Raw genomic sequence first — 15,413 nt, 5'->3', positions numbered from 1 at the left:
ACGCTCACCTACACCTTCTCGGGGACGTACTTGCCCAAGAGGCCGGCAGGCTTGACGAGCAGGACGATGATCAAAACACCAAAGACGATGGAGTTGGCAAGGCTCGTGGAAATATAAGCCTGTGCCATCGCCTCGATGATGCCGATGAGAATGCCACCGACAAAGGCGCCGGGGATGGAGCCGATGCCACCGAAGACGGCTGCATCGAAGGCCTTGATGCCAGGCATGGCACCCGTCGTGGGCTGCAGCACCGGCGAGTAGGAGCACAGGAGCACGCCGGCGATGGCGGCAAGCGCAGAGCCGATGGCAAACGTCATCGAGATGGTGCGGTTGACGTTGATGCCCATGAGCTGAGCGGCGGCCTTGTCCTCGGACACGGCGCGCATGGCTTTGCCCATCTTGGTCTTACCTGTAAAGAACATCAGACCGGCCATGATAACCAGGCAGGCGACGATGGTGACGAGCGAGACGGCGCTTACGTTGAACTTGGCCAAGAACTCCGGCACCTGGAAGGTGACGAGCGAAGTGAAGTTCTTGGGCGTGGCGCCCCACAGAAGCTGCGCGGCGTTCTGCAGGAAGTAAGACACGCCGATGGCCGTGATCAGAACGGCCAGAGGGCCCGCCTGGCGCAGCGGCTTGTATGCCAGACCCTCGATGAGAACACCGAGAACCGTGCAGACCACACAAGAGAGAACTACAGATGCCCAGCCCGGGAGGCCGAGATACGATGTGGCGCAGAACGAGACATAGGCACCGACCATGATGACGTCGCCGTGAGCGAAGTTGAGCATCTTGGCGATACCGTAGACCATGGTGTAGCCCAACGCGATGATGGCGTAGACGCTGCCCATGGACAGGCCGTTGACCAGGTATTGGATAAAGACCGTCATGTTCCACATCCCCCTTTCGAATAGGTTTCCAGTTGATGTATGAAACAGGGACGTTACGTTGTCCCTAGATACCAAGCAAGCAGGGAAGGCCAAAACCTCCCCTGCTTGGGATCAAAACCGCTCTATGTAAGGCGGCCTATTAGGCCTGTACGTACTTGCCGTCGGTAATGACGTACGCCGTCGGGTCCTTCTGGACCTGACCCTTGTCGTTCCAGGAGAGCTTGCCAGTCAGGCCGTCAACAGTAATCTTGAGCATAGCCTCGGGAAGCTTCTCGGCAACCTCGGTGGGGTCGGCGTCGACGCCCAGGCCGGCCTCCTTGAGAGCCTCGACCACAGCATGCACGCCGTCGTAGGCGTCGGCGGCAAACTGGTCGGGGGTATCGCCGTACTTATCCTTGTAAGCGTTGACGAAGTCGGCGTTCTTCTCGTCGTCGGCGGAGAACGGGGTCATGAGCAGCAGACCCTCGGCAAGAGAGGTGTCGAAGCCCTCAACGCCCAGGATGCCGTCCATGCCGTCGCAGCCCATCATCTTGACGTCGTAGCCCATGTCCTTGGCGTTCTTGAGCAGGACGGACGCCGGCGTGTAGTAGATCGGCGCAAAGATCATGGTGGCGCCTGCCTGCTTGGCCTTGGTCAGCTGGTTGGTAAAGCTCGTGGCGGAGTCGTCCTTAAAGGTCTCCTCGTCGACAATCTCAAGCTTAGACTTAGCGGCCTGGGCCTTAAAGGAATCTGCGATGCCCGAAGAATAGGCATCGCCGGAGTTATAGAACAGCACGAACTTCTCGTTCGCATACTTCTCTGCCAGGAACTTGGCAGCGTTGACACCTTGGTTGGGGTCGGTAAAGCAAACCTGGAAGACGCAATCCTTGCCCTTGGTAACGTCCTCGGAGGACGCGGACGGGGTGATCATGAACGTCTCGGGGTCGTTGCCGCACTCGGCGGCAACGGCGACCGACGCACCCGTGGTGGTCGGACCGACGAGGGCCTGCATGCCCCAGTCGAGCAGGGTGTTGAAGGCGTTGACGGCCTTCTCGCCGTCAGCCTGGTCGTCCTCGGCCTTGCTGACAAGCGGCAGCTCCTTGGTCGAGAAATCCTTGCAGCCAAGCTCGACAGCCTGTGTAACGGACTTGCCGTAGGACGCGTTGGCGCCGGTCAGCGGGCCGATGGTGCCGATCTTAAACGAAGCGTCGCCCGACGCGGAACCGCTGTCGCCGCCGTTGGAGGAGCAGCCAGCTAGAATGGACATCGCCCCCAGACCTGCTGCGCTCGCGATAACGCTCCTGCGATTCATAACAGGGTTCAATGACTTACCGGTGAGGCTCGACATGCGGCTCTCCTCTCAAATCTCGTCGGGTTTTGGTTGCCCGACAGGCCATCCTTCGCCATGTTCGGCGTTCGCAAAATAGTAGACGCTTTAGTTAGGAAAAGTGGCGATTATTTCAACTTTTCTTTGGATTTGTTCATTTATCCATATTTCTGCGTATTTCTATTATTTTATGCAGTAATGCCACTTTATTGTGTAAAAGTAATGTTTCCATTCTGTTACAGGCGTCCCCGCCCTGAATAAAACAGCCTCACCGGTAGCGTTTTATGCGCACTTAGGCGGCGATGTACTTGCCGTCCTGGATCACATAGGCCGTAGCGGGCTTTTCGACCTGGCCCTCGTCATTCCACGTCAGCTCGCCCGTCAGGCCCTCGATCTTGATCTTGCGCATGGCGCGGGCAAGGTCGTCGGCAATGTCGGCACCGTCAGCCGTAATGTCGATGCCCGCTTTATCGATAGCCTCGGCAATCGCATGGACGCAGTCATAGGCATCGGCGGCAAACTGATTGGGCGTCTCGTCGTAGGCGTCCTTATAGGCCTTGACGAAGTCGGCGTTCTTCTCATCGTCAGCAGAGAACGGGGTCATGAGCAGCACGCCCTCGGCAAGAGAGGTATCGAAGCCCTCAACGGAGAGCAGGCCGTCCATGCCGTCGGTGCCCATAAGCGTCATGTCGTATCCCATGTCCTTGGCGTTCTTGAGCAGGACGGACGCCGGCGTGTAATAGATCGGAGCAAAGATAAGCGTGGCGCCGGCCTCCTTGGCCTTGGTGAGCTGGTTGGTAAAGCTCGTGGAAGAGTCGTCCTTAAAGGTCTCGGTATCGACGACATCGAGCTTGGATGCCTTGGCCTGCTCGGCAAAGGCGTCGGCAACGCCCGAGCTGTACGTATCGCCGGAGTTGTAGAACAGGGCGATCTTGGCGTCCGCGTACTTCTCGGCCAAGAACTTCGCGGCGCTGGCGCCCATGGTGGGGTCGGTGAAGCAAACCTGAAAGACCGTGGTCTTTCCCTTGGTGACATCGAGCGACGAGGCCGAAGGCGTGACCATGAGCATATCGTCGGCGATCTCGCCCGAGACGGCGACGGCGGCGCCGGTGGTAACGGGGCCGACAAGCGCCTGCATGCCCCAGTCGCACAAGGTATTGAAGGCGTTGATGGCCTTCTCGCCGTCGGCGACGTCGTCCTCGGACTTAAGCGAGAGTTTGAGGTCCTTGGTCGAGAAATCCTCGGCGGCGAGCTTGGCACCCTTCTCGGCCGAAACGCCATAGGTTGCCGCGGCGCCGGTCAGAGGGCCGATAACACCGATCTTGAAGGTCTTGCCGTCATCGGCGGAGCCGCCGTCAGAGCCACTCGAAGAGCAGCCAGCGAGCGCGGCGGTGCTGCCGAGCGCCGCGGCTCCTGCCAAGAAACTCCTACGGCTCAGTGCGTTGTTGATACTAAACATGGTGTCCCCCTTTTCGCTGGCCGCGGTGCGGCTGTTTTGCGGTACGGGGCAAACCTTATGGCGCAAACGTTGACAGTTTGTTACGGAAGTTCATTTGTAGCGAGCATGTTTCCAATGTTTCCGCAGCGTTTCGGGGGTGCCGTTTTGTGCGACTCCTGTTGCCTGGCGAGCATGCGCCCTCGGTTCACGCTAGAATGCACTCAACCTTTAAGCGGTTAATCCATCCATAAGATGCACGAAGGAGCTATCTATGAGCGAACCCCTGCGCACCGTGAACGTCGGTCTGATCGGCCTGGGAACCGTCGGCGGCGGCGTGGCCCGTCTGATCAAGAGCCACCACGATGAGTACCTGGCAGCCTACGGCATCGACCTTAAGCTGACCCGCGCCTGCGCGCTTGCTTGGGAGCAGGCCGAGGCAGCCGGCATTGAGCGCGAGGCCTTTACAAGCGACTGGCACGATGTCGTCACCGACCCCGCCATCGACATCGTCGTCGAGCTGATCGGCGGCGAGCATCCCGCAACCGAGATCTTCACCACCGCCTTTGAGCACGGCAAGCATGTCGTCTCTGCCAACAAGGCTCTGCTGGGCCGTCACGTCGAGACGCTTGCCGAGAAGGCGCGCGCGTGCGGCGTGCAGATTAAGTGCGAGGCCAGCTGCGGCGGCGGCATCCCCATCGTCAGCACGCTCGAGCACGACCTGGTGGGCAACAAGATCCTGACCATCGCCGGCATCCTCAACGGCACCACCAACTACATCCTGTCGCGCATGGACGCCGAGGGCGCCGATTACGCCGACGTGCTCGCCGATGCACAGGCCAAGGGCTATGCCGAGGCCAACCCGTCCGCCGACGTCGACGGCTTCGATGCCGCCAGCAAGACGGCCATCCTCGCCTCCATCGGCTTTGGCACCCGCGTTACCACCGACGATGTGTACCAGCAGGGTATCCGTACCATCGGCGCCGAGGACATCGCCCAGGCCCGCGAGCTCGGCTACACCATTAAGCTGCTCGGCATCGCCCGCAACACCGACGCCGGCGTCGACGTCCGTGTGCATCCCACGCTGATCCCCGCCGACCACATGCTTGCCAAGGTCAACGGCGCCATGAACGCTGTCTACGTGGTAGGCGACGCCGTGGGCGAGACCATGTTCTACGGTGCCGGCGCAGGCTCCTTCCCCACCGCGAGCGCCGTCGTGGGCGATATCCTGTCGCTCTCCGAGCAGATCAGCCGCGGCGTGTCTCCGCTGCCCGAGATTGAGCCCTATGGCCACAACCTCGCCTTTAAGCCCATGGACGAGCTCCAGACCAAGTACTATGTGCGCCTGAAGGTCGCCGACCGCGTGGGCGCCCTGTCCGAGACGGTCGATATCTTTGCCAAGCACAACATCTCGATCTCGCTCATTAACCAGGTCGAGGACGGCAAGTCGGGCGTCAGCGATGCCTGCTCGGTCATCTTCTTGACGCATCGCGCGCTCGAGAAGGACATCCAGGCTGCCGCCGCCGAACTCGCCGGCATCGACTGCGTGGCCGAGGTCGCCAACGTCCTGCGCATCGAGGACGTCGAGGCCTGGTCCGAAGGCGTTATGGCCAACTAATTCGATTTTCGCTCTACAACCTATATGTGTGAGGGGCTCCCGTTCAGCAGTGGACGGGAGCCCCTTTGCTTGCGCGCATGGGGCGTATTGGCGCAATCCGGATTTGAACGACTTGGCCGCTCCTGACAGCCGAGGGTACCGTTCGCCGACATGCAGCCGGAGCCGATTTTGGCTGCCGTTATGCTGTGCTGCGTATATCCGCCCGCAAAGAGAGGAAGCACCATGTTGCTCGAGGGCAAGAAAGCAATCATCACCGGCGGCACGCGCGGTATCGGCTATGCCATCGCCTGCCGTTTTATCGAGGAAGGTGCTGCCGTCACCGTCTTTGGCTCGCGCCAGGAGACTGCCGACGCTGCCGTTGAGAAACTGACGACCGCCTATCCCGAGGCCAAGGTTTGGGGCCGCTCCTGTGACCTCACCTCGCTCGAGGCCGTAACCGAGGCCTTTACCCAGGCTGCCGCCGATATGGGCGGCCTGGACACGGTCGTCAACAATGCCGGCATCTCCCAGCGTTCTCCCCTTTTGGACTACACGGCCAAAGAGTTTGCAAAGGTCATGGACCTCAACGTCATCGCCGTCTTTAATGGCCACCAGGCTGCCGCCAAGATCATGACCGAGGCCGGCCACGGCGGCACCATCACCACTACGAGCTCGATGGTCGCCAAGTACGGTCAGCCCTCCGGCGTCGGCTACCCCACGTCCAAGTTTGCCGTCAACGGCATGGTCCAGTCGCTCTCGCGCGAGCTCGCCCCCATGGGTATTCGCGTCAACGCCGTCGCCCCAGGCGTAACCAAGACCGATATGGTCGCCAACCTGCCCGAAGAGGTCATCAAACCCATCATCGCCACCATTCCGCTGGGCCGCATGGGCGAGCCCGAGGATGTCGCCAACGCCTTCGTCTTCCTGGCGAGCGACATGTCCGCCTACGTCACGGGCGCCGTGCTCCCCGTCGACGGAGCCGCCCGCTCCTAAAGGTCGCAAGTCACGACTCCTAGCCTCAACATTGCTCAACGCAAAAGGCGCACTGCCTGCATCAACCGCAGGCAGCGCGCCTTGCTCTGTTTATAGGGGAAACTGCGTCCCGGTATTTCAGCTCAGAACGGGGCGCAGTTTCCCTCAGGCCCATCTTTCGGAAACTACGTCCCATTCTGGGCGCGGATTCTGGGACACGCTTTCCGAAACGGTCCCCTCACGGAAACCGCATCCCACTCTGGGCGCCAATTCCGGGATGCATTTTCCGCGGCGACGTTGGCTACTTGCCGTCGTCGTCCTGGGCTTCATCGCGGGCGTAGAGCTCCAGCATGCGACGGCGGTACTCATGCACGGCGAGCTTGGCGCGCTCTAGGCGGCGACGCTCGCGCGCAGTCAGCTTGGACGGGTCGATCTCATCGCCATAGGTTTTCTCGGCCAGCAAATGGGCGGCATCGACAATACGGGCATCGATGCGTTCGCTCGCCGCTTCGGCCGAAAGGCGGTCAGCAATGGAATCAATCGTGGGCATACCGTCGAGCGAGCGACCATGTCCATGCGACGTCAACAGCTCGTGCTCGCGGGCGAGAAGACTTGCCAGGTCGTGATGGGCGCGCAGGATATTGAGCGCATCGGAAGGATGCTCGGCAACCTCCGCCACGGCGGCGACCGGCGCGGCATCGACCACGCGGTAGAAGAGCTGCGCGAGCAGTGGCATCAGGAACACCGTGATGGCGCCGGCTGCCACCATAACCGAAGCGACGCCCTGCGATAATGCGCCGGCGTTGACAGCGACGCTCGTCACGGCGACGATAATCGGCAGCGCCGTGGTGCAGTAGAGCGCTACGGTAATGCGGCCGTGGGCAGAAACATCGCGCGTCTTAGGGCAGATGCTCATGGAGACGACAATGGGCACGGCGCGGATAACCAGCAACGCCACGATAAAGCCCACGAGCAGGCCAGGGCGCGATGCTACAGCCGTCAGGTCGATCTTGGCACCCGACACGGTAAAGAACACCGGGATTAAAAAGCCATAGGCAAGGCCATCGAGTTTAAGCTCGAGCGTATGGTTGCCCTCGGGGATGATATAGCGCAGGACAAAGCCCGCGGCAAAAGCGCCCAACACGATATCGAGGCTAAAAATGGCGGAAAACGCCACGAGCGTGACCAGGATGAGCACCGTAAGGCGCACGAACGTCTGAGAAGTCGTATCGGCGCGCTCCTGAATAAAGGCAAAGAAGCGGCTGCCGATACGCTTGGAGCGGCTGGGGACCACGGCAAGCAGCACGCACACCACGGCGAACAGGCCCAAGATCAGCAACGTCTCGATACCCGTACGGGCAGACAGCAGTACCGACATGGCGAGCACGGGGCCAAGCTCACCCCACGTACCGTAGGCAAGAATCGAATCGCCGACGCGCGTCCCGGCAAGCGACCGCTCGCGCAAGATGGGCATGAGCGCCCCAAGCGCCGTCGAGGTCAACGCCAGCGTCACGGCGATGCCATCAAAATGACTGACCGAAAACCACGGGGTAAAGCGCACGGCAAGCCAGGCGATGCCAAACGTGACGACCCACGTCGCCATGCCGTAACGCCCCTCGATGCCCGTGATGTTCTTGGGATCGATCTCAAAGCCGGCAAGCAGGAACAAAAAGGCCAGGCCGAGCTCGGACACGAGCGAGACCTCGGCATCCACATGGATAATGCCGAGCATATGAGGTCCCAGCACCGCGCCAAACACGAGCAAAAAGACCGTCTCGGGAACGGGTTTTCCGGGAATCGCCGAGGCGATGAAGGGGCTTGCAAAGGCCACGAGTGCGATGATGGCGAGCGAAACAAATGCCATGTGATGCCTTTCTCTTGTTTGCGCTCCACTGTAGCACCCTCGCCGTCCTCAACGCGCCACGAGCTGTCGTATCATAGTGAGGTTTAAAAGTATGCGGCTCAAGGCGACCGCGAGGCTTGCCCCGCAAACCGACCGCTGCCGCATACCGCACCGTACGCCCAACCGATCAGGAAGGCAGGAACCAATGGTCTCTCGTATCTACGTGGAGAAGAAACCCGGGTTCGACGTCGAGGCTCAGCAGCTCAAGGGCGAGCTGACCGAGATTCTCGGCATCAAGGGCATCGAGGCCCTGAGGATCATCAACCGCTACGACGTCGAGGGCATCGATGAGGAGCTGTTCCGCTCCTGCGTGCCGACCGTCTTTAGCGAGCCCCAGGTCGATGTGACCTACGACGAGCTCCCCGCAAGCGATGGCGCCGTCTTTGCCGTCGAATTCCTGCCTGGCCAGTTTGACCAGCGCGCCGACTCCGCCAGCGAGTGCGTGCAGCTCATCAGCCAGGGCGAGCGCCCCGCCGTACGCTCCGCCAAGGTCTATATGATCTCGGGCGCCCTGGACGAGGCCGCCATCGAGGCCATCAAGCACTACGTGGTGAACCCCGTCGAGGCCCGCATCGCCTCGCTCGACCTACCCGAGACGCTGCACATGGAGACCCCCGAGCCTGCGCCTGTCGAGGTGCTTGACGGCTTCCGCGAGCTCGACGAGGCCGGCCTTGCCGCCTTTATCTCCGATCGCGGTCTTGCCATGGACGAGGCGGACATCGCCTTCTGCCAGCAGTACTTCCGCGATGAAGATCGCGACCCCACCATCACCGAGATCCGCGTAATCGACACCTATTGGTCCGACCACTGCCGCCACACCACCTTCGGCACCGTCCTGGATGATGTGACGATCGATGACGCCGTGGTGCAGCAGGCCTTCGACCGCTACATGGAGATGCGCCACGAGCTCGGTCGCGACGCCAAGCCCGTCTGCCTCATGGACATGGGCACCATCGGCGCCAAGTACCTTAAGAAGACCGGCGTCATGACCGATGTCGACGAGTCCGAGGAGATCAACGCCTGCACCGTCAAGGTGAAGGTCGATGTCGACGGCGAGGACCAGGACTGGCTGTTCCTGTTTAAGAACGAGACCCACAACCACCCGACCGAGATCGAGCCCTTCGGCGGTGCCGCCACCTGCGTGGGCGGCGCCATCCGCGACCCGCTCTCGGGCCGCAGCTACGTGTACCAGGCCATGCGCGTCACCGGCGCCGGCGACCCCACCGTCCCGGTTTCCGAGACGCTCGAAGGCAAGCTGCCGCAGCGCAAGCTCGTGACCACTGCCGCCGCCGGCTACTCCAGCTACGGCAACCAGATCGGCCTTGCCACCGGTCAGGTCAATGAACTCTATCACCCCGGTTACGTGGCCAAGCGCATGGAGGTTGGCGCCGTCGTGGGCGCCACCCCGGCAAACCACGTTCGTCGCGAGTGTCCCGCTCCCACCGACAAGATCATCCTGCTGGGCGGCCGCACCGGCCGTGACGGCATCGGTGGCGCCACCGGCTCCTCCAAGACCCAGAACACCGAGTCCATCGAGACCTCGGGCGCCGAGGTCCAGAAGGGCAACGCCCCGGTCGAGCGCAAGCTGCAGCGTCTGTTCCGCCGCGGCGATGCCTGCCGTCTGATCAAGCGCTGCAACGACTTTGGCGCCGGCGGCGTCTCGGTCGCCGTGGGCGAGCTTGCCGACGGCCTGTATGTCGACCTTGATACCGTGACCAAGAAGTACGACGGCCTGGACGGCACCGAGCTCGCCATTTCCGAGTCCCAGGAGCGCATGGCCTGCGCCGTCGCCGACGGTGATATCGAGGAGTTCATGGGCTACGCCGCCGAGGAGAACCTGGAAGCAACCGTCATCGCCGAGGTTACCGCCGAGCCGCGCATGCGCATGGCCTGGAACGGCGTCGCCATCGTCGACCTATCCCGCGAGTTCCTCAACTCCAATGGCGCGCCCAAGCACCAGGTCGCCCACGTGTGCGCCCGCAGCGTGTGGCAGCCCAGCTGGGCCGGCACCACGCTTGCCGAGCGCATGACCTCGCTCGCCACCGATCTTAACGTCGCCTCCAACAAGGGCCTTTCCGAGCGCTTCGACTCCACCATCGGTGCCGCGACCGTGCTCATGCCCTTTGGTGGCAAGACGCAACTCACCCCGAGCTCGGCCATGGTCGCCAAGTTCCCCGTGGACGGCGAGACCACCACGGCAAGCGCCATGGCATGGGGCTTCAACCCCTACCTGATGGAGGCCGACCAGTTTGCGGGCGCCTACCTGTCTGTGGTCGAGTCCATCGCCAAGCTCGTGGCTGCCGGCTTTGAGCACAAGCGCGCCTACCTCTCCTTCCAGGAGTACTTCGAGCGCCTGCGCACCGAGGCCGAGCGTTGGGGCAAGCCCATGGCAGCCGTCCTGGGCGCCCTTATGGCCCAGGTCGACCTGGGTGCCGGCGCCATCGGCGGTAAGGATTCCATGAGCGGCTCGTTTGAGGACGAGGCCGGTGAGCTCAACGTTCCGCCGACCCTCATCAGCTTCGCCGTGGCCGTGGGCCGCGCCGCCCGTGCCGTCTCGCCCGAGTTCAAGGGCCTGACGCACCGCGTCGTCCGTATCGCCCCCGCCACCTATGGCGAAGACTACCGTCCCGATGCCCAGCAGCTGCTCGCCGCATTTGACGCTGTCGAAGCGCTCACCGCCGCCGGCGACGCCCTGGCCGTCTCCACGCCCGGCTACGGCTGCGGCGCCGAGAGCCTCTTTAAGATGTGCGTCGGCAACCAGATCGGTATCGAGCTTGCCGAGGATGTGGACGTGGAGAGCCTCTTCACCCCGCTCTATGGCAGCTTTATCGTCGAGCTCGCCGAGGATGCCGAGCTCCCCGAGGTCGCCGACGGCGTTGTCGTCGAGCCTCTGGGCACCACCGTTGAGGGCTATGTCATCGACACCGGCTCCGAGGTCATCGAGCTCTCCAAGCTCCAGGAGGCCTGGGAGAGCGGCATCGAGGGCGTCTTTGCCTACCGCAGCGCCGGCGAGACCCCCGAGGTCGAGGCCATCGACTTCCGTGCCAAGGATATCCACGTGTACGGCGGCGCCAAGATCGCCCGCCCGCGCGTGATCATCCCCGTGTTCCCCGGCAACAACTGCGAGTACGATAGTGCCCGTGCCTTCCGCGCCGCCGGCGCCGAGGCCGACACCTTCGTGATCAACAACCTCACGCCCGAGGCCGTCGCCGAGAGCACCCACGAACTTGCCCGCCGCATCCGTGCAAGCCAGATTGTCATGATCCCTGGCGGCTTCTCGGGCGGCGACGAGCCCGATGGCTCCGCCAAGTTCATCACGGCGTTCTTCCGCGCTCCCGAGGTTACCGAGGCAGTCCGCGACCTGCTCAAGGCCCGCGACGGCCTGATGCTGGGCATTTGCAACGGCTTCCAGGCCCTGATCAAGCTTGGTCTAGTGCCCTACGGCGACATCGTCGATGCCACGCCCGATGCGCCCACGCTGACGTTCAACACCATCGGTCGCCACCAGAGCCGCCTGGTGCGCACCCGTATCTCGTCCAACCTGTCCCCGTGGCTGTCGCAATGCAGTCTGGATGACCCCTACACCGTCGCTATCAGCCACGGCGAGGGCCGCTTTGTCGCCAACGACGAGGTACTCGCCCAGCTGATCGCCAACGGCCAGGTCGCCACGCAGTACGTGGGCGAGGACGGCAAGCCCAGCATGGATCTCTCCGTCAACCCCAATGGCTCCGCACTCGCCATCGAGGGCATCACAAGCCCCGACGGCCGCGTCCTGGGCAAGATGGGCCATGCCGAGCGCCGCGGCGACAACCTGTACCGCAACGTGCCCGAGCATGTCCCCGGCGATAAGTTCATGCCGATCTTTGAGAGCGGCGTAGCCTACTTCGCTTAATGCGTCCCATCGGGTACAATCCCCTCGGGTAACAACACCCGCCACCGGCACGCCCGGTGGCGGGTTCTTTTTTGCTTTGCGCGTATAGGAGAAGGACATCATGGAAAGCCGCAGGCCGTATCTCGCCACCCTGCCCGGACTCATCCTGGGCTGTCTTGTTTGCTGTGCACTCTGGGGGTCGGCCTTTCCCTGCATCAAGATCGGTTACGCACTCTTTGGTATCCCGGCGCACGATAGCGCCTCGCAGCTACTCTTTGCAGGTTTGCGCTTCACGCTTGCCGGTATCCTGGTTATCGCCGGTATGAGTGCAGCCCAGCATCGCCCGCTCGTCCCACAGGTACGCGACATTAAGTCCATCTGCATCCTGTCGCTCTTCCAGACTATCGGGCAGTACTTCTTTTTCTACCTGGGACTTTCGCGCGCCAGCGCCATGTCGAGCTCCATCATCGAGGCCAGCGCCAACTTTCTCGCAATCCTCTTTGCCGCCCTGGCATTTCACACCGAGAGGCTCAATACGCCCAAGGTGCTCGGCTGCGTACTGGGCTTTGCCGGTGTCGCGCTCGTCAACCTTTCGGGCGCGGGCGGCACCTTTGGCTTTGCGCTCGACGGCGAGGGCTTTATCCTGGCCTCCACCGTTGCGGGTGCCCTTTCGACCTGCCTGATCGGCATCTTCTCGCGCGAGCACGACGGCGTCTTGCTTGCCGGGTGGCAGTTCTTGGTCGGCGGCCTGGTCCTCACCGCCATCGGCTTTTTGATGGGCGGTACGTTGTCCCCCGCCGAAATCGCCCCCGCCATCGCGCTCATCATTTATATGGCACTCATTTCCGCCGTCGCGTACTCGCTGTGGTCCCGCCTGCTCACCGTCAACCCCGTCAGCCGCGTGTCGGTCTTTGGCTTTATGAACCCGGTCTTTGGCGTGCTGTTGAGCGCACTGCTGCTCGGCGAGGGCGCTGGCACGAGCCCCGTTACCGTACTTGTTGCCCTGCTCTTGGTCTGCGGCGGCATCATCATCGTCAACAAACCCAAAAAAGCCTAGCGAGCTCACCTTTTTAGGGAGGGCGTTCGCACACTTTAGCTTAATGGAGCACACTGGTTCTCGTTGATTTCGTACCGAGTCGCGGCGGCAGACGCCCGTCTTGCCGCACCGCGCCTGGGCATTATGGCCGTTGGCCCCCACAAACGCAATAGGGGCGCACGACCATCGCAACGGTCGTACGCCCCTTTTCTAGCGTATCTGGACGCCGGCTTTCTTTTTCTCGGCCTTGACGCGGTAGAGCTCCGCGTCGGCAGCGCGAAGCAAGTCTTGCCAGGTATCAACGCCATCACCAACCCGTGCGTAGCCGATGGACATCCGCAACAGATACGGAACCTCGGCGCGCGCGAGCTCGTCGTTGATTGTCACGCACAGACGCACGATATCCTGCTCCGCCGTCGCCTTTTGAAGCGCCACGAACTCATCGCCGCCATAACGCGCGATAAAGCCACCTGACGCCGAGCAGACCTCTTTGAGCGCAGCGGATATGACCTGAAGAGCATGGTCGCCCTCCACATGTCCATAGCGATCGTTAATCTGCTTAAAGCCGTCGGCGTCCATCATAAGCAGATACACGTCTTCGGCCTGATCCACATTTGAGAAGAGCGACAGCATATAGGTCTCAAAACGGTTGCGATTGTTGAGGCCAGTCAACGGGTCGGTCGAGATGAGCTGCTCCTGGTAGATGATATAGAGCAGCAACATGCTAATCATTATGCCGACACAAAGGCCGGGCACCGAGTATACGACCTGAAAGGTACCGCCCACCAGGGCCGGAATGGCGAAAAATGCCAAGGTTCGATAGATGGCCTTCGTCTGCAGGCTTTCGACCCTGCGAGATTGCACAAACGCATGCAGGGACGTATGTATAACGTAACAGTAGCTGACGATGGGCTGGATCATATAGGCAAAGCCGCGACGATACACACCCTGCGAATCGATATAGAACAGGGCGTGCGTCCAGTAACTGGTAAACACCAGCACGACCACCAGAGCCGTAGGTAGCATTACAAACGCCATCCTATAGCGCGCGGTCAAAAGGCGAGAGCCCTGCACCGTCTCGGAATAGATAAACCAAATGAGACACGCGATAGCAAAGAGCGAAAACGAAACCGCGTTGGAAATCCAGTTGACAGCAATGCCCAACGTGCCGTCCACACCGTCCGAAAGCGTCCAGATCATATCGAATAATATGTACGCGGCAGAGGTGTAGCCAAGCATGCTAAACAAGAGCTGCTGGGTGCTCGAGAACAAGGAGTGGCGACTTCGCGCGGCAAGCCCGATAAGAACAATCATGCATAGCAGGAATATCTCAATCTTGAGTGCCTTAACCACTAGACGCCATCCCTTCAATATCCAAGTGGTCAGAATCGCCCGATTCGTGTCTGGGCAATAAACACCCCTACTCCGCAGGGGTAAAGGGAATCATAGCAGAGCGCCCGAACGTCACTGCAAGACAGCTTTCGTTCGGGCGCTCAAACGGCGCGAATTGCGCGCCGGCACTATTGATGGGTGTCGATTGTTACTCGCCATCGATGTCGATCGCGACGGCTTCCTCGATGGCCTCGACACCGGCGGGCGACAGATCTTCCTTGCCCTGGCAAAACTTCTTGTCGACCCAGCCAGTCAGAATCGGAGCCATGATTGCCATGATGATAACGGCGGTGGCGATCTGGGCGTACGCGGTGGGCGCAAGCTCGGCATAGCGCGGCGCGACCTCGGCAAGAGCAACCGGCGTGGTCATAGCCGTGCCGGCGATGGTGGAGCAAGCCACCGCGGCAACGACATTGCCGTGCGACAGTCGCTGCGAAAAGAGCAGGCAGATAAAGAGCGAGGTGCAGACAAAGGCTGCAATGGCGGTGGGAACATCGACAACGGCGCCGACGATGGCGCCCATCGTACACGAAACGCCCCATGTTGCGATGAGAATCACGTTGAGCACGAAGGACTCGCGCGGGCCCCAATCCTCCCCTTCAACCAACTTGGCAAGCGAGATGCCATATGCCTCCTCGGTAAGTGTCGCGGCAACAGCCAGCGTCTGACGCTTCGAGGCACCCGTCAGATGCGGCGCGATCGATGCCGAGTAAAGCGCAAAGCGCGAGGAGATGGCAGCAACGCTCGCGACGATCGATGCTGCAGGCACGCCCGCCAGCCAAAGATTGCAGATCATAAACTGGCCGCTGCCCGTCACAAACGTGCTGCTCAGAGCAAAGACCATCCAGGGCTCCATTCCCGTCTGCCCCATGATCATTCCGCACGGCGCGCCTATTGCAATATAGGTAAGCATCACTGGCCAGACGATTTTAAAGATCCTAAGGACCATGCCACTCCCATTCTGGTAAGTCGTCTGCAGCGCGCCTTGCAACGCAGCAGAAATATCAACCG

General features: G+C 61.5%; 10 protein-coding genes. 4 read left to right on the top strand and 6 right to left on the bottom strand.

Annotation, left to right across the window (positions count from 1 at the left end; all coding sequences use genetic code 11):
• Positions 1 to 8: 8 nt before the first annotated feature.
• The 3 genes from DXD56_RS06070 to DXD56_RS06060 all read right to left on the bottom strand — a co-directional run bounded on the left by DXD56_RS06070 (position 9) and on the right by DXD56_RS06060 (position 3,655).
• Positions 9 to 890 (bottom strand): branched-chain amino acid ABC transporter permease, encoded by an 882-nt coding sequence (locus tag DXD56_RS06070; protein WP_099432746.1) that lies wholly within the window; start codon positions 888 to 890, stop codon positions 9 to 11.
• A 139-nt stretch (positions 891 to 1,029) separates the two neighbouring features.
• Positions 1,030 to 2,217 carry an ABC transporter substrate-binding protein gene (locus DXD56_RS06065; protein WP_117637819.1) on the bottom strand — a complete coding sequence of 396 codons (1,188 nt, stop codon included), beginning with the start codon at positions 2,215 to 2,217 and terminating at the stop codon, positions 1,030 to 1,032.
• Between the two features lie 271 nt (positions 2,218 to 2,488).
• Positions 2,489 to 3,655 carry an ABC transporter substrate-binding protein gene (locus tag DXD56_RS06060; protein WP_117637820.1) on the bottom strand — a complete coding sequence of 389 codons (1,167 nt, stop codon included), beginning with the start codon at positions 3,653 to 3,655 and terminating at the stop codon, positions 2,489 to 2,491.
• 250 nt (positions 3,656 to 3,905) lie between these two features.
• Here DXD56_RS06060 and DXD56_RS06055 point away from each other — a divergent pair, with 250 nt between their 5' ends.
• The gene (locus tag DXD56_RS06055; protein ID WP_117640561.1) at positions 3,906 to 5,249 is read left to right on the top strand and encodes a homoserine dehydrogenase; all 1,344 of its coding nucleotides are present in this window, start codon (positions 3,906 to 3,908) and stop codon (positions 5,247 to 5,249) included.
• A 222-nt stretch (positions 5,250 to 5,471) separates the two neighbouring features.
• Entirely contained in the window at positions 5,472 to 6,221 is a 750-nt protein-coding gene (locus DXD56_RS06050) for an SDR family NAD(P)-dependent oxidoreductase (protein ID WP_117640560.1), read from the top strand.
• Between the two features lie 280 nt (positions 6,222 to 6,501).
• On the opposite strand, the gene DXD56_RS06045 is transcribed toward DXD56_RS06050, so the two are convergent.
• Positions 6,502 to 8,064, bottom strand: coding sequence for a cation:proton antiporter (locus DXD56_RS06045; RefSeq protein ID WP_117640559.1), 1,563 nt, complete (start codon positions 8,062 to 8,064; stop codon positions 6,502 to 6,504).
• 184 nt (positions 8,065 to 8,248) lie between these two features.
• Between DXD56_RS06045 and DXD56_RS06040 the strand changes: the two genes are divergently transcribed.
• Positions 8,249 to 11,995, top strand: a complete 3,747-nt coding sequence (locus tag DXD56_RS06040) for a phosphoribosylformylglycinamidine synthase (protein WP_117640558.1) — start codon at positions 8,249 to 8,251, stop codon at positions 11,993 to 11,995.
• A 100-nt stretch (positions 11,996 to 12,095) separates the two neighbouring features.
• Positions 12,096 to 13,031: a DMT family transporter gene (locus DXD56_RS06035; RefSeq protein WP_117640557.1), complete on the top strand. Its 936-nt coding sequence runs from the start codon at positions 12,096 to 12,098 to the stop codon at positions 13,029 to 13,031.
• A 189-nt stretch (positions 13,032 to 13,220) separates the two neighbouring features.
• On the opposite strand, the gene DXD56_RS06030 is transcribed toward DXD56_RS06035, so the two are convergent.
• Complete coding sequence (locus tag DXD56_RS06030) at positions 13,221 to 14,363, bottom strand: diguanylate cyclase (protein ID WP_117640556.1); 1,143 nt, start codon at positions 14,361 to 14,363, stop codon at positions 13,221 to 13,223.
• A 187-nt stretch (positions 14,364 to 14,550) separates the two neighbouring features.
• Positions 14,551 to 15,315 (bottom strand): AzlC family ABC transporter permease, encoded by a 765-nt coding sequence (locus DXD56_RS06025; RefSeq protein WP_255413185.1) that lies wholly within the window; start codon positions 15,313 to 15,315, stop codon positions 14,551 to 14,553.
• Positions 15,316 to 15,413 lie beyond the last annotated feature (98 nt).

The organism is Collinsella sp. TM06-3 (genome assembly GCF_003436395.1).
GTDB lineage: Bacteria > Actinomycetota > Coriobacteriia > Coriobacteriales > Coriobacteriaceae > Collinsella.
This window is presented reverse-complemented; position numbering and strand designations above follow the sequence as displayed.